At 42.1% G+C, this 21,874-nt stretch carries 18 protein-coding genes; 7 read left to right on the top strand and 11 right to left on the bottom strand.

Annotated elements, in window-relative coordinates:
* Positions 1-46: 46 nt before the first annotated feature.
* Positions 47-1,096, bottom strand: coding sequence for a tRNA (adenosine(37)-N6)-threonylcarbamoyltransferase complex transferase subunit TsaD (gene tsaD, locus RMZ95_RS31330; protein ID WP_322684894.1), 1,050 nt, complete (start codon positions 1,094-1,096; stop codon positions 47-49).
* Between the two features lie 301 nt (positions 1,097-1,397).
* On the opposite strand from tsaD, the gene RMZ95_RS31325 reads away from it, so the two are divergent.
* The 3 genes from RMZ95_RS31325 to RMZ95_RS31315 all read left to right on the top strand — a co-directional run bounded on the left by RMZ95_RS31325 (position 1,398) and on the right by RMZ95_RS31315 (position 2,879).
* Positions 1,398-1,892, top strand: coding sequence for a Photosystem I reaction center subunit III (locus RMZ95_RS31325; protein ID WP_322684893.1), 495 nt, complete (start codon positions 1,398-1,400; stop codon positions 1,890-1,892).
* Positions 1,893-1,931: 39 nt separating this feature from the next.
* On the top strand, positions 1,932-2,081 hold the full coding sequence (gene psaJ / locus RMZ95_RS31320; protein ID WP_094349471.1) for a photosystem I reaction center subunit IX: 150 nt from the start codon (positions 1,932-1,934) through the stop codon (positions 2,079-2,081).
* A 276-nt stretch (positions 2,082-2,357) separates the two neighbouring features.
* Positions 2,358-2,879 (top strand): photosystem I reaction center protein subunit XI, encoded by a 522-nt coding sequence (locus RMZ95_RS31315; protein ID WP_322663575.1) that lies wholly within the window; start codon positions 2,358-2,360, stop codon positions 2,877-2,879.
* 188 nt (positions 2,880-3,067) lie between these two features.
* Here the strand turns inward: RMZ95_RS31315 and gmk are convergent, their stop codons facing one another.
* The 5 genes from gmk to tyrS all read right to left on the bottom strand — a co-directional run bounded on the left by gmk (position 3,068) and on the right by tyrS (position 7,353).
* Positions 3,068-3,667, bottom strand: a complete 600-nt coding sequence (gmk, locus tag RMZ95_RS31310) for a guanylate kinase (RefSeq protein WP_322672059.1) — start codon at positions 3,665-3,667, stop codon at positions 3,068-3,070.
* 166 nt (positions 3,668-3,833) lie between these two features.
* Positions 3,834-4,100: an extracellular matrix/biofilm regulator RemA gene (gene remA / locus RMZ95_RS31305; RefSeq protein ID WP_073639751.1), complete on the bottom strand. Its 267-nt coding sequence runs from the start codon at positions 4,098-4,100 to the stop codon at positions 3,834-3,836.
* 632 nt (positions 4,101-4,732) lie between these two features.
* The gene (locus RMZ95_RS31300) at positions 4,733-5,410 is read right to left on the bottom strand and encodes a hypothetical protein (protein WP_322671974.1); all 678 of its coding nucleotides are present in this window, start codon (positions 5,408-5,410) and stop codon (positions 4,733-4,735) included.
* The gene (gene pyrF / locus RMZ95_RS31295) at positions 5,407-6,123 is read right to left on the bottom strand and encodes an orotidine-5'-phosphate decarboxylase (protein WP_322671973.1); all 717 of its coding nucleotides are present in this window, start codon (positions 6,121-6,123) and stop codon (positions 5,407-5,409) included. Before pyrF ends, RMZ95_RS31300 begins: the two co-directional genes overlap by 4 nt.
* Before the next feature lie 39 nt (positions 6,124-6,162).
* On the bottom strand, positions 6,163-7,353 hold the full coding sequence (tyrS, locus tag RMZ95_RS31290; RefSeq protein WP_322685000.1) for a tyrosine--tRNA ligase: 1,191 nt from the start codon (positions 7,351-7,353) through the stop codon (positions 6,163-6,165).
* Between the two features lie 173 nt (positions 7,354-7,526).
* On the opposite strand from tyrS, the gene RMZ95_RS31285 reads away from it, so the two are divergent.
* Entirely contained in the window at positions 7,527-9,452 is a 1,926-nt protein-coding gene (locus RMZ95_RS31285; RefSeq protein ID WP_322684892.1) for a transglycosylase domain-containing protein, read from the top strand.
* Positions 9,453-9,520: 68 nt separating this feature from the next.
* Here RMZ95_RS31285 and RMZ95_RS31280 read toward each other — a convergent pair whose 3' ends face one another.
* Positions 9,521-9,844, bottom strand: a complete 324-nt coding sequence (locus tag RMZ95_RS31280; RefSeq protein WP_094349476.1) for a DUF1825 family protein — start codon at positions 9,842-9,844, stop codon at positions 9,521-9,523.
* Positions 9,845-9,970: 126 nt separating this feature from the next.
* Complete coding sequence (locus RMZ95_RS31275; protein ID WP_322684891.1) at positions 9,971-10,903, bottom strand: J domain-containing protein; 933 nt, start codon at positions 10,901-10,903, stop codon at positions 9,971-9,973.
* A 210-nt stretch (positions 10,904-11,113) separates the two neighbouring features.
* Here RMZ95_RS31275 and RMZ95_RS31270 point away from each other — a divergent pair, with 210 nt between their 5' ends.
* Entirely contained in the window at positions 11,114-11,488 is a 375-nt protein-coding gene (locus RMZ95_RS31270) for an NINE protein (protein WP_194042368.1), read from the top strand.
* Positions 11,489-11,502: 14 nt separating this feature from the next.
* Complete coding sequence (locus RMZ95_RS31265; RefSeq protein ID WP_194042369.1) at positions 11,503-12,036, top strand: helix-hairpin-helix domain-containing protein; 534 nt, start codon at positions 11,503-11,505, stop codon at positions 12,034-12,036.
* A 79-nt stretch (positions 12,037-12,115) separates the two neighbouring features.
* On the opposite strand, the gene lepB is transcribed toward RMZ95_RS31265, so the two are convergent.
* Positions 12,116-12,688 (bottom strand): signal peptidase I, encoded by a 573-nt coding sequence (lepB, locus tag RMZ95_RS31260; protein WP_322671969.1) that lies wholly within the window; start codon positions 12,686-12,688, stop codon positions 12,116-12,118.
* A 1,627-nt stretch (positions 12,689-14,315) separates the two neighbouring features.
* Here lepB and RMZ95_RS31255 point away from each other — a divergent pair.
* On the top strand, positions 14,316-15,224 hold the full coding sequence (locus RMZ95_RS31255) for a polysaccharide deacetylase family protein (protein ID WP_322671968.1): 909 nt from the start codon (positions 14,316-14,318) through the stop codon (positions 15,222-15,224).
* Between the two features lie 175 nt (positions 15,225-15,399).
* Here RMZ95_RS31255 and RMZ95_RS31250 read toward each other — a convergent pair whose 3' ends face one another.
* Positions 15,400-16,134, bottom strand: a complete 735-nt coding sequence (locus RMZ95_RS31250; RefSeq protein ID WP_322684890.1) for a class I SAM-dependent methyltransferase — start codon at positions 16,132-16,134, stop codon at positions 15,400-15,402.
* A 365-nt stretch (positions 16,135-16,499) separates the two neighbouring features.
* A complete protein-coding gene (locus RMZ95_RS31245) occupies positions 16,500-21,185 on the bottom strand; it encodes a glutamate synthase-related protein (protein ID WP_322684889.1) in 4,686 nt (1,561 codons plus the stop codon).
* Positions 21,186-21,874 lie beyond the last annotated feature (689 nt).

Raw genomic sequence — 21,874 nt, 5'->3', positions numbered from 1 at the left:
ATGACAAATGACAAATGACAAATGACAAATGACAAATGACAAATGACTACTCAACAGATTGATACAACTTCATCACCTGAGTAAGCCCTAATCTAGATTCAACGCCTAGTGTCAGGGGGGACGTATGACCACGGGATAGATGGTCAGCGGCGGCACAGCCAATCATGGCGGCGTTATCGGTACAGAATTTTAAAGGTGGGAAGAGGACGCGTAGGTTATGTTTAACGGCGGCGGCTTGGAGATTTTTTCTCAAGCCGCTATTAGCTGCTACACCGCCACCAATGGCAATTGTGTCTAGACTATAGTCAAGGGCACAGGCGATCGCTCTTTTGGTTAGCGATCGCGCTACCGCATCCTGAAAGCTCGCTGCTATATCTGCCACTGGCACTTGTCCACTATCTTTTTCTAACTGCTGCACTAAACGTAATACAGCCGTTTTTAACCCACTAAAACTCGCATCATAACGATGAAACCCCCCACCAGGTAAAGAAACTTTTCCTTCCGGTAAAGCAAAGGCTTGAGGATTACCCTGCTGTGCCAACTTGTCGATCGCTGGTCCACCCGGATAACCCAACTTTAACAATCGCGCCACTTTATCAAAGGCTTCACCCGCAGCATCATCACGGGTTTGTCCCAGAGTTTCGTATATACCACAATCTTTGACATAAATCAAGCTTGTATGTCCGCCTGAAACCAGTAAGCTAAGGAAAGGGGGATTTAAAGTTGATTCGCTCAAGTAAGTTGCATAGATGTGACCTTCGAGGTGATGAACTCCCAAAAATGGCTTATTGTGTACCATCGCTAGAGTTTTGGCAGCAGTTAATCCCACCAATAGCGCTCCTACAAGTCCAGGGGCACAAGTGGCGGCAATTGCGTCAATTTGTCCCCAATTTAGTTGAGCTTGCTCTAAGGCTTGTGCGATCGCAACATTTATCGTTTCCAAGTGCTGGCGAGACGCTACTTCTGGTACTACCCCGCCATACTGCTGATGGACTGGAATTTGCGAGGCTACGATACTGCTGCAAACTTTACGATTGTTAACAATTGCGACGGCTGTTTCATCACAACTGGTTTCTATTGCTAAAACGGTTGTCATTGAGAGTGCTGAGTGCTGAGTGCTGAGTCCTGAGTCCTGAATAGTAAAGAAAAAATCTTGCTTCTTTACTACCCTACAACAACTCTTCTACTGAGGACGGGCTAAACGCCCCGCTTTTGCTAACAGCACTCGGAACTCAGCACTAATTTTGGTTGAGAAGCTTTAACTTTTATTTACTTAAACTTTACTCGGTTCCCACCCAAGAGTATGATGACTTCCTAGTTATGCAAATAAACAACTGTACAAGCCGCTTCGTTTTGTACAAAGAACTTCTTGTTTTGTAATAAAAGGAAACAACTCTATGCGACGATTGTTTGCTTTGATGTTAGCGATTAGTCTTTGGTTCAATTTTGCCCCCCCAGCACAAGCTTTAGGGGCTAATTTGACACCGTGTAAAGACAATCCCGCTTTTCAACAGCTAGCAGCTAATGCCCGTAATACCACCGCTGACCCCGAATCTGGGAGAAAGCGGTTTGAGCGTTATTCTCAAGAACTGTGTGGTCCTGAAGGCTATCCCCACTTGATTGTTGATGGCCGTCTAGATCATGCTGGTGACTTTTTGATCCCTAGCATTCTGTTTCTATATATTGCTGGTTGGATTGGCTGGGTAGGTCGTACCTATCTGCAAACAATCAAAAAAGACCCGAATACTGAACAAAAAGAAATCCAAATCGATTTTGCTTTGGCACTACCCATAATAGCGTCAGGCTTTACTTGGCCAGTAGCAGCAGTCCAAGAACTCCTTTCAAACAAATTAGCGGCCAAGGATACAGAAATCCCCATTTCTCCACGCTAAATCAGCTTAAATAATTCATTCCTTTTGGAGACTAAATTCATGGCAGACAAAGGCGATCAATCAGCTTATTTGATTAAATTCATTTCTACAGCACCCGTGGCCGCTACGATATGGCTGTTCATCACAGCAGGGATCTTGATTGAATTCAACCGCTTTTTCCCCGACCTACTTTTCCACCCACTACCATAAGTGTTTAATGGGATTTAGGACTGTTGAATCATTGTCTTGTTTTTTGCTTAATATTGTGTAGTTGATTTTTTCAGCTTAGTTAGGCAGAATTATCACTAAAATAGCCGGCAAAAATAGTTTTTTGAAACTCGTGATACTGTTTACAGATCGCGAGTTTCACGGTTTTAAAATCAGCTAAATTAATTTTTCTAAACTTCCTAAACAAAATGCTTCTTGAGCGACAATTATTATTAATATAAAAATGCCACCATTTTAATTTAGAGGCGAACATAAAATATGGCACAAGCAGTAGATGCATCAAAGAATCTTCCCAGCGATCCTAGAAATCGGGAAGTTGTTTTTCCCGCATTTGGCGATCCACAGATAGGCAACTTAGAAACCCCGGTTAATTCTTCTCCTTTGATCAAGGGGTTTATTAATAATTTACCTGCCTATCGCCCAGGTTTGGCTCCTGCTAGACGCGGTTTGGAAGTTGGTATGGCTCATGGTTACTGGCTATTTGGCCCCTTTGCCAAATTAGGCCCACTGCGGGACACAGATAATGCTAACTTAGCTGGGTTACTATCAGCCATTGGCTTGGTTGTAGTTCTCACAGGCGCTCTATCGCTGTATGCAAATAGCAATCCACCCAAAGCACTTCCTAGTGTTACCGTACCCAAGCCTCCAGCAGATGCTTTTAACTCTAAAGAAAGCTGGAACAACTTCGGCAGTTCTTTCTTGATTGGTGGTATTGGTGGTGCAGTAGTTGCTTACTTTTTGACCAGTAATTTGGCACTAATTCAAGGTCTATTTGGTTAATTACTGGGAGTTAGCAGTAGAGACGCGACGCCAGTCGCTACAACGGGGAGGCAGCGCGGTCTTGGGGGTTCCCCCCATGAGCGATTGCCGTGGGAACCCCCGCAACGCGCTGGCTCATTAATCGCGTCTATACAGGAGTTAAGAATTAGGAGTTTATAATTCATAACTTCTAACTCTTAACTCCTAATTTATTTAAACAAAACTCCTTCAATATCATTTAAAGCAGTTTCAAAATCGTCATTAACGATTTGAATATCAAATTCATCTGCGGCTTGAATTTCTTCTTGGGCGTGAAGCAGACGACGGGCGATCGCTTCTTCAGAATCTTGGGCACGAGAGCGTATTCGTTTCTCTAATTCATCAAAGGAAGGCGGTAAAATAAAAATGCTGAGGGCACTGGGGAAGGAAGCACGAATTTGTCTTGCCCCTTCTAGTTCAATTTCCAGCACCACCAACTTACCGAAATGAATTTGGTTAAGTACTGCTTCACGGGGTGTGCCGTAATAGTTACCAGCAAATTCTGCCCATTCTAAAAATTCACCTTCAGCAACTAATTGTTCAAACTTACTGCGACTGATGAAGTAATAACTTTTGCCATCGATTTCCCCTGGACGGGGAGAACGAGTTGTCACGGATACGGAATAATAGAGTTCTGGATGACGCTCTAGGAGCGATCGCATTAAAGTACCTTTGCCGACCCCACTGGGGCCAGTTAAAACAATTAACCTGCCTAAATGTAAGCATTCTTCGGTAGTCGCACTACTCTGGATGGGTAAAGCTGGCATCATCCCTTCAACCTGTGAATCAATCAATACATATTATTCATTAGTCTTGTGTTCTTGGTTTAGTCCACTAATGACTAAAGAATTTGTAGCAAGAGTGACATAAAATTTGTCTAATTCACATGGTACTACCGATCCGGTACAAACAGGAGTGGGAAAAATCCACTGCTAGTCAATTATCTACAGTTTGATGATCGCGAGAAATTACAAAGCGATTCGCTACCGTTTCCGGCTGAATTGCTGACAGAATTACGTGGCTGGAATCGGTGATAATTACAGCTCTCGTGCGACGACCGTAAGTTGCATCAATCAGTTGACCTCTATCCCGTGCATCGGTAATAATCCGCTTAATCGGGGCAGACTCTGGACTGACAATGGCAACTACTCGGTTGGCAGACACGATGTTACCAAACCCGATGTTAATTAACTGAATGTCCATAAAAAAACTGACGCTAAAGGCGGTTTGATAAAGCTTGAAATAAACTTCTTTCCATGTTATCGCCAAAAAACGGGAGTTACAACGCTTAAATTCAAGCCAATCTGCGTTTTTAAATAATGTCTGCTTCTTTTAGCTATTTATTAGCTATTTTTCCTAAAAATATTCCTAAAGATACAGGTAAAATCATACTGATACGAGCTAGTTAGGTAATGTATCTTCTATGAAAATAACTAGTACCGCAAAAGGCTAATTCAAAATTCACAATGACGCTTGCGGACTCGCGAACAAAATTCAAACAGGTATACAGCGTAAGCATTTTATTGATTTGAAATGAGTAATTTATTTACGCCGTGCTGTAAAAAGTTAGCTTACCTTTAACAAGGGGCTATGCCGCGCCAGAGCATTTCAAAGAAAGTAAATAACTTTCAAACTTGTGTTATTGTTCATTATTCAATCTTTAAATCTCCTCAATCAAACGATCCTAATCAAGATGTTCTAAATCTCGTTATTGCATTTATTTTAATATAGTTTCTAACCACAAGTGATAATCCTGTTTATAGAGAATTTGAGTAAGTATTTTTAGACATTACTTAATATTTTTCTAATTTACGAAGATTGGGAATTAGGTTTTATTAACGTAAACTTCCAGCTTCACAATCGCGCAACCAAGCTTTAACTCCTTGGGCAACAGTACCGTTACTACTATCTCGTGGTGGAGATAGTGGCTGCTGTTGTGAATAGGAACCAACTTGAGAAAACATCATCACTAGTTGCCAACCACTTTTAGTTTTAGTCAATAACAGCCAGTGAAATTCTTGTAATTCTACAACTTTCCGATCTATGTACTGCCGCTCCAAGGTAGTAAAGAAAACTTGCTCAACTTCTGATGCAGCACTTTTAGACGTATCTGCACTATATTCTTCAAGGTTAAGGGGCAGAGGAGTAAACTCAGGTCTTCCTGCCACTAACATATAACTGTAAACCTGACTGCTTCTACTGAGGCGGCGGGCGCGTTGACTAGCGCGATTGGTATAACTAGGTAATTTTTGCAATAGCTGTATAGTTAATGTTTCTAAATTTTGCTCAGAACACAAAGACTTCGCACCATTGTTGACATTTTCCCTTTCTGCTAGCGTCGAGGGTTTAGGGATAGGGTTTATCGAGAAGGCTGGGTAAGCAAAGCTATTTGAGACTACAACCCAGAAGCCACAAGCAAACAGGAAACTATAATTTTTCTGACTGAGCCAAGAGGCAAGATTGTTCTTCTCTACACCCTGGACTCTGAGTTTCTCACTGACTCTAAGCTTCATGCCACCGCGATCAACTCCTCAGAAATCCTCTTCCAGGCTAACTCAGGCTCAGTAGCAGTGGTGATGGGACGCCCAATCACTAGATAATCTGCACCGGCTTTAATAGCTTGAGCTGGAGTGAGCGATCGCTTTTGATCGCCAATATCAGCCCAAGTTGGTCTAACCCCCGGACAAACTAGTAAAAAGTCATTTCCACAAGTTTGTCGTAGCTGTGCCACCTCTTGAGGCGAACAAACTACCCCATCCAAACCAGATTCCTGAGCCAGTAGGGCCATTTCTAGAGCATATTCTGGCAATTCTAGGGGTATTTTTAAATCAAATGCCAACTGTCTGGCAGAAATGCTCGTTAGCAGAGTAATCGCAATTAACTTTGGTGGTTTTAGACTCGCTTGTGCTGCTCCTACTTGTGCCGCTTCTGTTGCAGCCTTGAGAGCTTCTGTACCACACGTAGCATGAATTGTCAATAAATCCACACCATAACGAGCTGCACTACGGCAAGCACCTGCAACAGTGTTGGGGATGTCATCAAACTTTAAATCCAGGAAAATCCGCTTTTGCCGGGATTTTAGCACTTCCAGAATTTTTGGGCCAGTGCTGGTAAACAACTCTAAACCTACTTTGAAGAAAGTAACATCCTCAAGTCGATCTACAAGGGCGATCGCAGCTTGTTCATCTGGCACATCCAAAGCCACAATTATTTTGTCATTGGTCATTGGTCATTTGTCATTAGTTTTTTCATTCTGACTCCCAATTTAGGGTACTAAGCGCACAAACTTATTTTTTCCAACTTGTAAAACTTTACCTTGTAATTCACCAGGAGCATCAAAAGTGGTGTCAGCATCGGTAATGCGATCGCCATCTAAACGCACGCCACCCTCTTGAATTTTCCGCTTTCCTTCCCCGGTACTTTTGCACAAGCCAGTGACATTGAGAATATACGCTAACTTAGTAGGAAATTGCTGCACGCCGGCTAGAGAAAATTCTGGTACTGCACCTTCCTTGCCGCCGCTTTGGGCTGCTTCTTTTGCTTCTTTAGCGGCTGTTTCACCGTGGTACTGTTTAACAACTTCCCATGCTAAAAGTGTCTGGCGATCGCGGGGATTTTCTGGCAGTCGATCCAAAGGTAAATCCGTTAACAGTTCAAAATACTGTTCTAGGAGATTATCGGGAACTCCTTGCAACTTTTGATACTTTTGTCCTGGGTGTTCTGACAATCCGATATAATTACCTAAAGACTTAGACATTTTTTGCACGCCATCTGTGCCAATCAAAATTGGCAGCAGCATTCCAAATTGGGGCTTTTGACCAAAATGGCGCTGCAAATCTCTGCCTACAGCTATATTAAATTTCTGATCGGTGCCGCCTAATTCCACATCTGCCTCAACTGCAACCGAATCAAAACCCTGCATTAACGGGTACAGGAACTCATGGATAAAAATCGGATTCTCTTTTTTATAGCGATCGGCAAATCCTTCCTTCGCTAACATCTGCCCCACCGTCATCGTGGAGAGTAACTCCAAAATTTTCTCTAAGTTGAGCTTAGAGAGCCATTCGGAGTTATAGCGCACCTCTAACCTTCCTGGTGTGTCAAAATCCAAGATAGGACGTACTTGATCTAAGTAAGTCTGAGCATTTTTAGCTACATCTGCTTCTGTAAGTTGACGACGCACTTCAGATTTACCAGTTGGATCGCCAATACGTGCTGTAAAATCGCCAATAATTAAAACTGCTGTATGACCTGCATCTTGAAATCCTCGCAGTTTTCGTACTGGTATGCTATGACCAAGATGAATATCAGTACCTGTAGGGTCAATTCCCAATTTGACCCTTAAAGGTTTGTCTGTAGTTAGTAAGAGCCTTTCTAGACTTTCGCTGTTAACATCAGTTGATTGTGGGAAAACTTCTACTACACCACGACGCAGCCAAGCAAAATCTTGCGTCATATTAAAAGACTGATTATTAGCTATGTTTTGCACACTAGAAGTTAAGTTGGTTATAAACACTTGCAATTTATCCGCTTTCTCATCTGCCAAACTACTATAATTGCAAAAAACTAACCGCCTTGCTTCACCCAATCAATTACAGTTAAATTTACAAGTGAGGAAGTGAAATAGCCGTGTCGTCGTCTAGGACTTTTGAAGATAAACAGCCACAGCGTCGGGCTTCATCAGGTTTTGAGTTTTTGAAAGGAGTTGGTCAGGTAACTGGCGGTACTCTCCTATCAATCACCATGCTGGCAAGTTCCATTGTAGCCGGAGGACTGGTTGGTTTAGCCATCAGTTTCCGTAATTTGCCAGATGTGAGACAGCTACGTAACTTCTTCCCCTCAGAAACGACTTACATTTATGACGTTAAGGGCAAGCTCTTAACAAGTATTCACGGGGAAGCCAACCGGGAAGTCGTACCTCTAGATAGAATTTCTCCGAACTTAAAACGCGCGGTATTAGCAAGTGAAGATAGTCACTTCTACGATCACCACGGTATTAACCCCACTGGTGTTGGCCGGGCTATAGTAGTTAACGCTGTAGCAGGTGGAGTCAAAGAGGGTGGCTCTACTGTGACTATGCAATTGGTAAAAAACCTGTTTTTGTCTCAAAAACGGGCCTTTACCCGTAAGTTAGCAGAGGCTGTGCTAGCAATCCGGTTAGAACAAATTCTCACTAAAGACCAAATATTAGAAATGTACCTCAATCAAGTTTATTGGGGTCATAACAATTATGGTGTACAAACGGCAGCCCGCAGTTACTTTAATAAATCATCAGAATATTTAAGCTTGGGTGAGTCAGCAATGATGGCGGGTTTGATCCAAGCACCAGAAGAATTTAGCCCGTTTGTGAGCATGAAGCTGGCAAAACAGAAACAAAAAGAAGTGCTGGGACGGATGCTGGAATTGAACTGGATCAACCAGTCAGAATACGATAATGCCCTCAAGCAAGAAATCAAACTTGGGAGAATCAAATCCTTTCAAGGTAGTGCCTTACCTTATGTAACCAATACCGTAGCGCAGGAGTTGGCTAAAAAGTTTGGGCGGGAGACACTACTCAAAGGCGGGATGCGGGTGCAAACTACAGTTGACGCCAACTTCCAAATCATGGCTGAGGAAACTGTCGTTAAGTGGCATAAAACACTGCTGGGGCAAGGATTATCTAAGAATCAAATGGCCCTAGTGGCAATCGATCCGCGCACGCATTTTATTAAAGCACTGGTGGGCGGTATAGATCCTAAGACGAGTGAATTTAATCGTGCAACTCAATCTCAGCGCCAGCCCGGATCTTCTTTTAAACCGTTTGTATACTATACTGCTTTTGCTACTGGTAAATATGGGCCAGACTCAACGGTGGTAGATGCCCCAGTTAGCTATCGAGATGGTAACGGTTGGTACTTTCCCAGAAATTATGATGGCGGTTTTAGTGGAGCTATGCCAATCCGCAGAGCTTTAGCCCAATCGCGCAACATTCCGGTGATCAAGATTGGTAAGGCTGTAGGGATGAATAGAGTTATAGAAACGTGTCGTACTTTGGGCATTATGAGTCCAATGGAACCTGTTACTTCCTTACCACTTGGTGCAATTGGTGTCACTCCTCTGGAAATGGCTAGTGCCTATGCTACCTTTGCTAATTATGGCTGGCAATCTCCACCAACTGTAATTGCCCGTGTCACCGATAGTAGTGGTAACGTGTTGCTAGATAACACTCCTAAACCACAGCTAGTTCTCGATCCTTGGGCATCAGCCGCAATTATCGATGTGATGCGATCGGTAATCACTGAAGGTACAGGTAAAGGTGCTGCTCTCGGTCGCCCAGCCGCAGGGAAAACCGGAACAACATCATCAGAAAAAGATATTTGGTTTGTTGGCACTGTGCCACAGTTGACAACTGCTGTTTGGGTAGGGAGAGATGACAACAGACAATTAGCTGACCATGCCACAGGTGGTGTCATGGTTGCTCCCATTTGGAAAGATTTTATGGAGAAGGCACTTAAGAACGTACCCGTAGAAAACTTCAAGTCACCTTCCCAGTTTTCTCGTCCCAAGTCAAATTAAAGTTAGGAGTGATAAGTTATGAGTTATGAGTTTATTGAGAACTCCTAACTCCCAACTCCTAACTTTTGTTAGGGCTGTTTTTCTAGCTCGGCTTTCATCCGTTCTAAAGTGAGGTGCATTTGGTCAAACATTTGTTGCGGAGTGACACCGAACTGACCTAATTGCGTTTTCAGTTGTTCTACTGTCATTTGTGCCATGAAATCTTCTGATAGCTCGAAGCGCTTCATAAAGATGCGGTACCGATCCATCATGGTTTCCATTTGCTCAATAAACAGCTTTTTGCCATCGCGGTCAAATTTGCCGTAGCTGTTGCCAAGCTTGATCAGCGCTTGATAATCCTCAAACAGCTGTTTTGCTTCTTGCTGAACTATTTCCGAATCGAAGAATCCCATATTGCTTATATTAAACTGAGCGCCCAGACTCAGTAGCTTAATAGTTTTACTTCTATTTATTATTTTAGTCTAGGGGAGTAATCTAGTCACGAAGCTTCGGTTTTAGTACGGTTTGTTACCGAAATTTCAACACTTGACTTGAGAAGGTTTCCCCTTGTTAAATCGACTTAATAAACTCGCAATACTCAGAGCTTTAGCCATTGATTTCGGATTGGTATTTTCACTCGGTTCAATTTTCAGTCTGGTAGCGTATTTCAAAGCTAGTGAATCTTGCGGGTTAAGTTTTAATGCTTGACGGATGTAAACCCTAGCCATGCCGATAAATTTCTGTTTTAGATGTACTAAACCTAATAAAGCATAATAGTCGCTGTTATTTGGCTCTAACTTGATGGCATCGCGCAGTTCTTGCACGGCTAGGGCCCAATTGGCTAGCCTGACGTACTCAATAGCTCGCTGGTAGTGACGTTGGGCGTAATTTGTCAAAACTGGTTTGACATTAGTTTCTTCATTAAATGTCAATTCAACTGGCTTGACTTCTACTTCGGGGATGATGCGAACAGATCTTTGCGGGAGAAACAAGTCAGGTTTATGCAACTGTAAGTAAACTAAATTCAGTAAACTAATTTGTTGTGTAACTTGATAAAACTGATGGAGTGATTTGTATTGAGCTTCTGCATAGGAAGCGATCGCTTCTTCATAAAACAATTCTGCTTGCGGTGCAGACATTTCTAGAATTTCCTGAGCTATGGCACTTTGCCCACACAAAGGTTGCTGCTGTAATACTCTTGCGTCCGATCGCAGCATGGCTATGGCAATCAAGCGCTTGTGTCGATTTTTGAGTTGTTCGTAAGCTGGATTGATTAAATAGCTAAGTATCGCCGTTGCTAATTCTTGGTCTGGATTGCAGCTTTTAGCATAGCGATCGGGATGTAGCAGCTTTGCTAAAGTATGATAGCGTTTAAAAATCTGGCGATCGTCAGCACTCACAGAAATTCCTAGCACAGCGTAAGGATCGCAAAGCTGTTTTAGCCATTCTGGCGGTAGGAAGGTCTGTGACATCGTAGTAGTCTAGATCCGTTAAAAACTTAAAATTAGCATCAAAGCTGAATGCACAGTCATGTGAAACTTACTCAAATTTCTTCAAATTGGGGATTGGGGACTGGGAACTGGGAATTGGGGACTGGGAAGATTTAGTTAGGGATGAATTGTTTGTGTGCCTTTTGGCTGTCTTATTGTCGGAACTATGGTATTCGTATATTTATTAGAAATATGTTGACTAAGCGCAAAAGCCGAAGTGTTGCCGCTGTTTTAGCTTTTTCTGGCACACTGACAATTTCAGGATTACATAAATTCTACCTGGGACAGCCGCTGTGGGGTGTTTTGTATGTGTTGCTTTCCTGGACGCCGATCCCCAAGGTAGCTAGTGCGATTGAGGGAGTTTGGTATTTAGCCCAAGACGAAGAAGCTTTCGATCGTAATTTTAATCTCGGCAAGTCAGCAGCGAGGAACTCACAAAAGGCGATAAATCAGGTAGGAGCGATCGCTGACGCAATGCGGGAATTAGATGCTCTGCGCCAAGATGGACTGATTTCAGAGTATGAATTTGAGCAAAAGCGCCGCCAATTGCTAGACCAGATTTCTTAAGGTAAGCAACAATCATGAATAACTGGCTACCTTTAAATTCCAGACTGCAAAAACTCCGCGCCAAGCTCCTCAACGATCCCTACTATCGCCTACAATCTGGAGAAGAAATTCAGATTGCAGCTCAATTAGGTATTCGCATTGATGCTAATCAAGCGACTGTAGATGATTGGTTACGCCTACCAGGTTTGTCAATTCACCAAGCGCGATCGCTTGTGGAACTTTCACATTCGGGTGTGAAATTTTACTGTATTGAAGATATCGCTGCGGCTTTGGGGATACCAGCGCCGCGCTTAGAGCCATTAAAGCCTCTGCTGAATTTTATTTACTATGACCACGAATCTTTAGAAAATCCTACCCATTTACTCAACCCGAACACAGCAACCGTTGAAAAATTAGCACAAATCCCATTTATAGATTTGTCTCTGGCGGAAGCAGTGGTGCAAAATCGGCAATCAGCCGGGCCCTACCGTAACCTGGCTGATTTCCAGCGACGGCTGGAGTTAACTGGTGATGCGATCGCCCAGATAATGTATTATTTGAGATTTTAAGTTAAAAGTTAGAAGTCTTAAAATAACTCCTAACTCTGGCAATTTTGGATTGAAAGAAAAATCCAAAATCTAAAACTGATTAAATGAACCCAATGCGATTGAGAGGCCAAAAGCGAAACGTTGCCCGACCGATGACATTTTTTCTGGGTAAAAAGCCCCAATAGCGAGAGTCATTACTATCGTTGCGATTATCTCCCATAACAAAAAATTCGTCTTCTGGGACTTTCACTGGTTGATATGGCTGATTTGGAGGTTCAGCGATGTAGTCTTCTGCTAAGGGTTGACCGTCGAGGTAGACTTTGCCAGAAGCAACACTAATTACCTCACCAGGCTGACCAATAACTCGCTTGATAAACGCTTGGTCTTTGGGATATCCTCGACGTTGTAGTTCTGCGGGTGGCTGAAAAACAATAATATCGCCAGTTATGGGAGGGTGAAAATGGTAGGAGATTTTTTCAACTACCAAGCGATCGCCAGTATGTAAGGTGGGCAACATTGAGTCAGAAGGTATATAGCGCGGTTCGGCGATAAAAGTCCTGATTAAGAATGCCAAACACAGTGCGATCGCTATTAAGATCAGATTTTCTTGCCAACTACGCCATACTTTTAACGACGCACGCTCTTTTTTTGCATCACTTTCGTGAGGAATCATAAAAGTTTCTAGCCAGTTTCAGAAGTGAGACAAATACCTTGATTATTTTGACTCAAAAGTTATATTAATAGGAAAAGAGGATTTAGGCTCAATTTATACAGATATTAAATAATACACTTACCCATTTGCTAAAGATAAGCAAAAGTACTGTAAAGAAACTATGACTTGTCTGAGGTAATATAAACTAATAATTAGGATTGCTAAATAGATTATTAAAAATAAAAATTTTAATTGCTGTAATTATAAGGCAAGTTATGAGAGAATCGGAAGTTTTGTTTCTTCCTGCAAGATCGGCTAGTTACAGACTGCTAAAGTGATACAACCAGTAGGTTTTTTCTTTAAACATAAAATTGGTTGTGAGTTGCAAAATAGTCTACCTCATGTTTGACAGTATCTACCTCACTTTACTGAAAAAACGCAGATAGCGCAGCGTTAGCGAGTCCGCGATCGTCGGGCTGTCTTCCTGGAGGTTGAGTTACAAGAAAATTTCCTTTTTAAGTAAAATTACATAAACCTAGCCAAAATTTAAATCTATTTTTAAATGCATAAATTTGGTTAAAAACCGCGTTTTTAGTCAAAAATACTACTTTCAAAGATGAAATATAGGCTTTATTGCTTCAATGGATAAATAGTATTATATTGTGATTTTAATCACTTGCCTATATGTACAAAATTAATTTCCGTAATTACACGGTGACAGTGCATATTAAACTGTACTATTAATTAAGATATAAACATACTTAATTATCGAAAAAAACATTCACAGACAGAAGGCTACTAGCAATTTGAGCTAAAGTATCAGCATCCGAAACAGAAGTAAGCTGCTGATAGAATTATTTTTCTTGAATGAGTCAAAGGTGACTAGATTGAAACAATAAATGCCCCTTGCCAATGAGAAACTATATTGAATCAATTTTCGTCTGGTCTATTTCATAGAAAGTACAAGGTAACATTCTGTCAGTTAAAAATTTAACTTTTTCTTAAAAAGGAAACAATCGCAACAGGCAGTAAAATATATCTTATCAAGAATAGAACTAATAGTTTGCCAGAGTCTTATTTTAAAGAGGCCCTACCTTTTTAAGTAGTTTTGTATGTTAATCAAACAATTCACTTAAGTTGTAAACTATACAGTTTTACAGTGAGAAAGCCTGACTAAAAAACTTTAGTTTGCTAAAAGTACAAATTGTAGGTATGACAACTGAGTTCATCTTATTTGAAAAGCTATAAAACTTGAAAGGATAATGCTGCCTTAGCGGTGAACTGAAAAACAGCAACTAATTCATAACTCCTATTTAAAAGGATTTTGGGGTGTGGTTAATTATTTGATTGTGTTCCTCTGCTTCTTAGAGCTAGTGGTAAGAATGTGGAAGCGCAAAGCTTACCTTTGATAACTGGGTTGAAATTAAACAGTACCAAGTATTGTATATTCAACGCTGTCCAAATCGAGAGCATATAGATTTTAGTTAAAGCAATATAGTCGCTCTTAATCAATTCTGAATTCCCGTTAGTACCAATTTCAATTTTCATGATTACCAGAAAGTAACTGGTATCTAAATATCTAATAAAAATGTGCTATAACGTACCGTCATAACCGTGGTGATGGTTCGATCTTTGAAGGAGCTTTGAGGTGGAAAATAATAAGTCGTTTCTGTGGCCAGAAGGAATATTAATTGCGCTACTTGCTTTAGGTGGTGTTTTTAGTCTTGCTTTTATGATGCTTCTAAGGCCAAATGCTTCGGATGCTCAGAATAGACCAAGTATAAATATCAAGGATGTATCTGCAAACGTAGGAACTCAGCAGCGCATTGAGAAATTAAAGGCGGAGATGCTTACAAGGTGGCAACAAGAAGCACAAACAAAGGGTCTAGCCTACCCCATACCAAGACGCTTTCAAGGGGAAATCATCAAAGCTGCAAAACTTACTCAGGGTGAGAAAGTGATTGCTCTTACCTTTGATGATGGTCCTTGGCCTCAGACCACAGGGCAAGTGCTAGATATTCTAAAATCAAATAATATCAAAGGGACGTTTTTTGTAGTCGGGCAGAACCTAAAAAATTATCCAGAGTTAGGAAAGCAGATTGTCGCTCAAGGTCACGTCATTGCCAACCATACTTGGCATCACTGGTATCACTTCTTTAATCAACAAGCAGCTGCTTTTGAAATTGAGCGCACAACAGACTTAATTTATCAAGTTACAGGTGCTAAAACAAATCTCTTCCGACCGCCTGGTGGCAATCTGCACAATGGATTAGCAGCTTATGCAAAAGGACAAAAGTATGCCGTGGTGATGTGGTCTGCTGATTCCACAGACTACAAGTTACCAACTGTACCAAAGTTGATCGATAACGTGATTAAAGATTCTAAACCTGGTGGGATTGTGCTAATGCATGATGGTGGTGGTAATCGTTCTAGAACTGTGCAAGCTTTACCAGAAATTATTAGCAACTTTAGAAAGCAAGGCTATCGCTTTGTGACTATTCCAGAACTTTTAGAAATGGAAGATACAGACCAAAAGTTGCTTGCTAACAAAAAGTAATAGTTATTAATTATGGGCAATTGCTCAATAGTAATTGGCTAAAAACTAAAATTATATTTTGTGGGTAAGATGCATTTGGGACTGGAGTTTAGACTAGTTCCTAGTGCAAAAATAAAAAAAATCAACTTAAAAGTTGATGAATAATTTTGCTTATTTAGATGGCGGTTTAATCTAGCTATGGAGAGGCTATAACTGTCCAAGTTGCCATATATGTTCCAGCGTACTTATTGGAATAATCAGTAGTGCTATCAGGCACGAACCAGTCAGGAGTCGTCTTCTGCTGTTGAACTTTTTTGTCCAAGTCAATTTGCAGAGAAATATTCTCGTAAACAATTTTTGCCTTTACAACTTTCAGCAATTTTTCTAGCAAGTTTTGTAACCATTCTGCCCGAACATATAAATTATGAGATGGATGTTCGCCATAAGCAAAAGGTATAATAAGCACCAAATATCCTTTGTCGCTTATTAGTTTATCCAAGCAGAATTGAACGAGTTCTCGATCGTCGTTTTTTTCTAGTGTTTCCTTGTCAACATTATGAAATAGCAAACCAGCTAGCACAACGGCATCAAATTTTTGATTTTCTGAAGCTAATTCTGGCAGTGCTACCGATAAATCTTTAGCAATAAACTTCTGCTTGGGGTATAGTTTTGAACAGTATTGTATCGCACCTTCACTATGATCTATCCCAAGGTAGTCACATCGCTCAGGTAGATATTTGTTCAAAGCCCCATTGCCACATCCCAAATCTAACAAAGAGAAGGAACGTTGCTTAAAAGCCCAATCGAGATACCAAACTGATGGGGTGTATCGGGTAGCATTTTCAGGAGATTCAAAGTATGAATAATAATCATCTTGAAAACGTTCTTCTTCAGACGTTTGGCGATCGGGAGCTTGATCTTCTATAAGCATTTTTATAGACAAATCCTAATTTGTTGGTAAACATTTATAGTGCAGTGTACCAGGATTTAGGTAATGCCTTCTATACTCAATTAGGTAGATTTCAGGACAGTGCCGAACTCGAATTTATTACTTAGACTTTGACAGGATTTAATTGCTCGGTCACTTTTGTAGTCTTAGTCTAAAGTTCATTTGTGAATCAGTTAGTGAATATTCCCCCTTTTTTAGGGGGAATATATTTTCTCCTACGCTCTTTTTAAGAGGGAAATTCAGGTGACTGCTTTAGGTATCTAAAGGGGTTTTCGCAGAGTACCTGTTTGTGCAACTTCTTTGCCGGGAGAATGCCTTAAGGCAGAGTATGAGAACGGTTATAGTTACTAATGACTGCTTACTAAACTGAACTCAGTTGTTTTTTCAGGATTGGCTTCTGGACTATCAGCTTCAGAAGGCGGAACCAACTGCCAGAATTTCGGCAAAAATTCTTGCCAGTTTTGCAGAATTTTCTTCGCCTTTGGTGAACCAGTGCGTTCTGCATGATTTTGGATTAATTCTTGCAGTTGCTTTGCACCTACTTCGGTAATCACCCGCTGAATTTTGACAATTTCTGGGTTGACTAACTCACGAAATGAGTCGTCTTCATCCAAGAAGTATGCGAGTCCACCAGTCATTCCAGCGGCTACGTTACGTCCTACTTTGCCAAGGACGACAATCACACCACCTGTCATGTATTCACAGCAGTGATCCCCAGCGCCTTCAATCACTGCGATGCCTTTGGAGTTTCTCACAGCAAAGCGTTCTCCTGCTAGACCATTGGCAAATAAGATGCCACCAGTAGCACCATAAAGGCAGGTATTGCCAACTATCACATTTTGTGAGGCGTTATAGGTAGCATCTGTTGGAGGTTTGATGATGATTTCACCACCATGCATCCCTTTACCTACATAGTCATTTGCTTCTCCTTCTAGGCTGAGAATTATGCCTGGGAGGTTGAAAGCACCAAAGCTTTGCCCAACACTACCTGTAAAGTTGAGATTAATTTGTCCTTCAAAGCCACTGTCACCGTATTGAGAAGCGATCGCACCCGCTAATCTTGTGCCCACTGTTCTGTCAGTATTGATAATTGGGTAAGTCTTGGTGACAGTAGACTGATCCCTAATAGCAGCCTGAATGTCAGGATCGCCAAGGAACTTGTCATCCAAAACCACGCCGTTGCTGTGGACTTCTTCATGCACCAACCAGCTACGATTGTCTCTGCTATTTGGTAGCTGAAGTAAACAGTCGAGATTTAGCGATCTCGTTTTGGTGAGATTTACTTCTGGGCGCAGTTTTAATAAATCTGCACGTCCAACGATTTCTGACAAAGAACGGTAGCCAAGTCGGGCTAACAAACTCCGCACTTCTTCAGCAATGAAGTAAAAGAAGTTGACAACTTGTTCCGGCATTCCCGTAAACCGCTTGCGCAGTTCTTCTTTTTGAGTAGCAACACCCACAGGACAGGTATTCATGTGGCAAACTCTCGCCATAATACAGCCTTCAGCAATCATAGCGATGGAGCCGAAACCGAATTCTTCACCGCCCATCAATGCACCTATTACCACATCCCAACCACTCTTGAGTCCGCCATCTACGCGTAAAATCACGCGATCGCGCAAACCATTTTCCATCAAGACGCGATGCACTTCACTTAAACCCAATTCCCACGGTGAACCAGCGTGTTTAATCGAACTGAGTGGCGATGCACCTGTACCACCATCATGACCAGAAATCTGGATGATATCAGCGTTTGCCTTCGCTACACCAGCCGCGATCGTGCCAATGCCAACTTCTGCAACTAGCTTCACCGACACTTGTGCTTTGGGGTTAATTTGGTGCAGATCAAAAATCAGTTGTGCTAGGTCTTCAATCGAATAAATATCGTGGTGCGGTGGTGGCGATATCAGCGTCACACCTGGCTTGGAGCGCCTTAACATCGCAATGTATTGGCTCACCTTGGGCCCTGGCAGTTGTCCACCTTCCCCAGGCTTGGCACCTTGAGCAATTTTGATTTCAATTTGTTTGGCGTTAACTAGGTACTCTGGTGTGACACCAAAGCGTCCCGATGCAACTTGCTTAATGGCACTATGAGCTATATCGCCATTTCGCAATCCTTTTAAATGAGGTAGGGTTGGCGAGTAACCAGACTCGTCTACATCATCTAGAACTGTGTAGCGCACTGGGTCTTCGCCGCCTTCTCCAGAATTTGATTTACCGCCAATGCGATTCATGGCGATCGCTAAAGTTTCGTGAGCTTCTCTTGACAAAGCGCCTAAAGACATCCCACCTGTGCAGAAGCGCTTGACTATTTCATATACCGATTCCACTTCTTCTAGAGGAACCGACGGGGCATCGCCTTGGAAGTCCAGCAAGTCCCGCAAGGCTGTTACTGGTCTGCCTTGGAGGTGCTTTTTGTAAACTTCGTAGTGGTCGTAGTTTTTGTCATTTAGAGCCTTATGCAGCGCCTTAACCATTTCGGGGCTATTCATGTGGTACTCGCCGCCAGGACGGTACTGCACAAAGCCCAGGTTTTCTAACTTCTTGGTCGTTAGTTCTGGGAAAGCTTTGACGTGGAAGGAAAGCACTTCATCAGCAAGTTCGGTAACACTTAAACCACCGATGCGGGAAGTCGTCCCACGGAATCCCAGGTCGATTAAATCTCCACCGATGCCAATAGCTTCAAAGATTTGGGCTGCTTGATAACTGGATAGCAGAGAAATTCCCATTTTGGAGAGAATTTTCAGCAAACCTGACTCTACAGCTTTGCGATAGTTTCCTAAAGCTTGTTCTAGCGTGAGGGTGGGAATTTTTTGCACACCCATTAATTTTTGAGTTTTGGGATCGGACCACCAATCACGCACCGTATCTAAAGCCATGTATGGGCAAACTGCACCAGCACCATAGCCAATCAGACAAGCAAAGTGATGGGTACTCCAACATTGAGCAGTATTCACAATCAGGGATGTTTTCATTCGCAACCCCTCACGAATCAGATGGTGATGCACTGCACCCACTGCTAATAGGGGAGGAATGTAGGTATATTCTGTGTTGAGACTGTCATTAGCTTGATCGCTTAATATTAAAATCTTTGCACCTGCCCGGACTGACTCAGCTGCTTGTGCTTGCAAAGATTGCACTGCGGCTTTCAATCCTTCTGGGCCGCTAGCGATCGCAAATAGAGTTGACAACTCAGCCGTGGCAAATCCTGACAGCTTAATCGCCTCTAATTCACCATCAGTTAACACTGGCGATTCGAGTTTTAATCTCCGAGCATATTCTGGCTTGGGTTCTAATAAGTTACCCCGTTCGCCTAGTTCAACTTTCAGAGACATCACTAACTTTTCCCGGAGAGGATCGATCGCCGGGTTCGTCACCTGAGCAAAGCGCTGTTTGAAATAGTCATAAAGCAGGTGGGGCTTTTGTGAGAGCACGGCTAAAGGAATATCATCACCCATGCAGAAAGTTGGTTCTGAACCGGCGATCGCCATTGGGTGAATCACCATTTCTACATCTTCTGTGGTGTAGCCAAAGGCAGTTTGACGCTGAAGTAAGTTTTGCTTGTCAATAGTCAATTGTCCTTGGTCATTTATCAATTCTCCTTTGCCATTACCATTTGCTAATGACGGATGACTAATGACTAATGACTTTAATTCTTGACGGTACTGTTGCAGCCATTCTCCATAAGGATGCTGCTTGGCGATGCGCCCCTTTATGTCCCAATTCTTCAGCACTTCATGATTTTCTAAATCCACGGCAATCATTTGCCCTGGGCCGAGTCTACCTTTCTCGACAATATCGGCTTCTGGGAAATCCACCACACCAGCTTCTGAAGCTACAACAATGTAATCATCTTTGGTAATCGCGTAACGAGCTGGTCTTAAACCATTACGATCTAGAGTTGCACCAACTTTTTTGCCATCGCTGAATACTAAAAGTGCTGGCCCGTCCCAAGCTTCTTGCAAACCACTGTAATATTCGTAGAAATCAACAATTTCTGGAGATTCACGTAAAGAAGGCTGATTTTGATAAGCCTCTGGAACCATAATCATTAAAGCTTCCAAGGGGCTGCGTCCAGAGCAAACCAGCAATTCCACTACGTTGTCTAGGGTAGCTGAGTCGCTGTTATCAATATGAACTAATGGCTTGAGTTCCTGAATGCGATCGCCCCATACAGGATGATTCAGGCTAGCTTCTCGTGCCATCATCCAGTTGATGTTACCCAATAAGGTATTGATTTCGCCGTTGTGACCCAAAAGCCGCATCGGTTGCGCTAGGGGCCACTTGGGCATGGTATTGGTACTAAAGCGGCGGTGATAAACAGCAAAGGCGCTTTTATAAGCTGGATTTTTTAAATCGTCATAAAAGCTGCCCAAGACAGCAGAACGCACCATGCCTTTGTAGACAATTGTGCGACTTGACAACGAACAGATATAAAATTCTTCTGAGATGTTAGTTGCAGCTTTACTAATTCGGCGGCGGGTAATGTACAACTGCCGTTCTAATTCATCACCGCTTTTGTCAACAGAGGCTAACAAAACTTGTTCAATCTGGGGCTGATTTTCTCTTGCTTGTACTCCCAGCAAATCAGATTGCACTGGTACTACTCGCCAACCCAATACAATTAATTTCTCTTCAGCAGCTACTTGCTTGACAGTCGCCCTCGCTTGTTGTGCAGCTTGCTGGTCTTGTGGTAGAAATATCATTCCCACAGCTATGCGATCGCTAGATGGAAATTCCTTCCCTCTTTGGGCAAAGTCTTGTTGGAACAGTTCCCAAGGGATAGCTGTCAAGACTCCAGCACCATCACCAGAGTCGCGATCGGCGCTACAACCTCCCCGGTGTTCTAAACAGGCTAAAGCAGCTAAGGCTTTTTCGACAATTTCGTGGCTGGTATGATTTTGGCGATGAGCAATAAAACCTACACCACAGGCATCTCGTTCCTCTATTAACCACTTTTGCCCCTGATAGGTATCTCTTGAGTTGATATTCGCTGTGATTTTCTGGTCTTGATTCATCGGTTTATTATTCATACCCTGTTCCTGAAGTATTGAGTTACCAATTTTGCCACTACATTGTGGGAAAAAATTTCTAAATTCAGCGATGGAAAAATATATAAGCACCGAAATTTAGGGAAAAAAAATTTTAACTTCGGTTTTCCTTTATCAGTTCTCCCGTGTTAAAATGATTGCGTGTTTTTTATGTGTTTATGCGGTGTTAGACAATTTACCTCCGCCAAGACATTATTTTTGCCCTGACAGTTTCTTTTTTATATTTTGAAGTTAAGTATTTTCTCAATCCCTTTTTTCCAGATGCACACTAGCTATTCATGGAGCCTATTTCGGCTCACCTGAAACAAAACTAAAACTGAACGCTGCACTATTTTTTTAAGCCAAAGCCCAGATAATTAGTAATCGATCGTGACAATCAAGAACTCACTCTAAGCAGTCGCCTTGCGTTTCTTAGAGAAGCTATGCTAAAGGCTTTACGCTACGCTACCTTAATTCGTGGTTGCAATCAGTGAGGGGTTCTACCCTCCATTGTTTTGTTAACCATTGAATTAAAAATTGAGTCTGAGCTGGTGTACCCTTTTAATTACGAATTACGAATTACGAATTAGTAATTATTTGGTTATCCCGATCCAGCAATAAAATCAGCGTATTACAATATATACCCATTTGACAATTCCCAAATATTTTTGTTGTCCAGAATTTTGCCGCTT

Source organism: Nostoc sp. DedQUE07 (genome assembly GCF_034530975.2).
GTDB lineage: Bacteria > Cyanobacteriota > Cyanobacteriia > Cyanobacteriales > Nostocaceae > Nostoc.
The sequence above is the reverse complement of the archived record's forward strand: the minus strand, read 5'-3'. Positions and strand labels throughout refer to the sequence as shown.

Coding starts and splice junctions, on each gene's coding strand:
- tsaD (WP_322684894.1), bottom strand. CDS start 1,096: ATGACAACCGTTTTAGCAATAGAAACCAGTTGTGATGAAACAGCCGTC.
- RMZ95_RS31325 (WP_322684893.1), top strand. CDS start 1,398: ATGCGACGATTGTTTGCTTTGATGTTAGCGATTAGTCTTTGGTTCAAT.
- psaJ (WP_094349471.1), top strand. CDS start 1,932: ATGGCAGACAAAGGCGATCAATCAGCTTATTTGATTAAATTCATTTCT.
- RMZ95_RS31315 (WP_322663575.1), top strand. CDS start 2,358: ATGGCACAAGCAGTAGATGCATCAAAGAATCTTCCCAGCGATCCTAGA.
- gmk (WP_322672059.1), bottom strand. CDS start 3,667: ATGATGCCAGCTTTACCCATCCAGAGTAGTGCGACTACCGAAGAATGC.
- remA (WP_073639751.1), bottom strand. CDS start 4,100: ATGGACATTCAGTTAATTAACATCGGGTTTGGTAACATCGTGTCTGCC.
- RMZ95_RS31300 (WP_322671974.1), bottom strand. CDS start 5,410: ATGAAGCTTAGAGTCAGTGAGAAACTCAGAGTCCAGGGTGTAGAGAAG.
- pyrF (WP_322671973.1), bottom strand. CDS start 6,123: ATGACCAATGACAAAATAATTGTGGCTTTGGATGTGCCAGATGAACAA.
- tyrS (WP_322685000.1), bottom strand. CDS start 7,353: ATGACGCAAGATTTTGCTTGGCTGCGTCGTGGTGTAGTAGAAGTTTTC.
- RMZ95_RS31280 (WP_094349476.1), bottom strand. CDS start 9,844: ATGGGATTCTTCGATTCGGAAATAGTTCAGCAAGAAGCAAAACAGCTG.
- RMZ95_RS31275 (WP_322684891.1), bottom strand. CDS start 10,903: ATGTCACAGACCTTCCTACCGCCAGAATGGCTAAAACAGCTTTGCGAT.
- RMZ95_RS31270 (WP_194042368.1), top strand. CDS start 11,114: ATGTTGACTAAGCGCAAAAGCCGAAGTGTTGCCGCTGTTTTAGCTTTT.
- RMZ95_RS31265 (WP_194042369.1), top strand. CDS start 11,503: ATGAATAACTGGCTACCTTTAAATTCCAGACTGCAAAAACTCCGCGCC.
- lepB (WP_322671969.1), bottom strand. CDS start 12,688: ATGATTCCTCACGAAAGTGATGCAAAAAAAGAGCGTGCGTCGTTAAAA.
- RMZ95_RS31250 (WP_322684890.1), bottom strand. CDS start 16,134: ATGCTTATAGAAGATCAAGCTCCCGATCGCCAAACGTCTGAAGAAGAA.
- RMZ95_RS31245 (WP_322684889.1), bottom strand. CDS start 21,185: ATGAATAATAAACCGATGAATCAAGACCAGAAAATCACAGCGAATATC.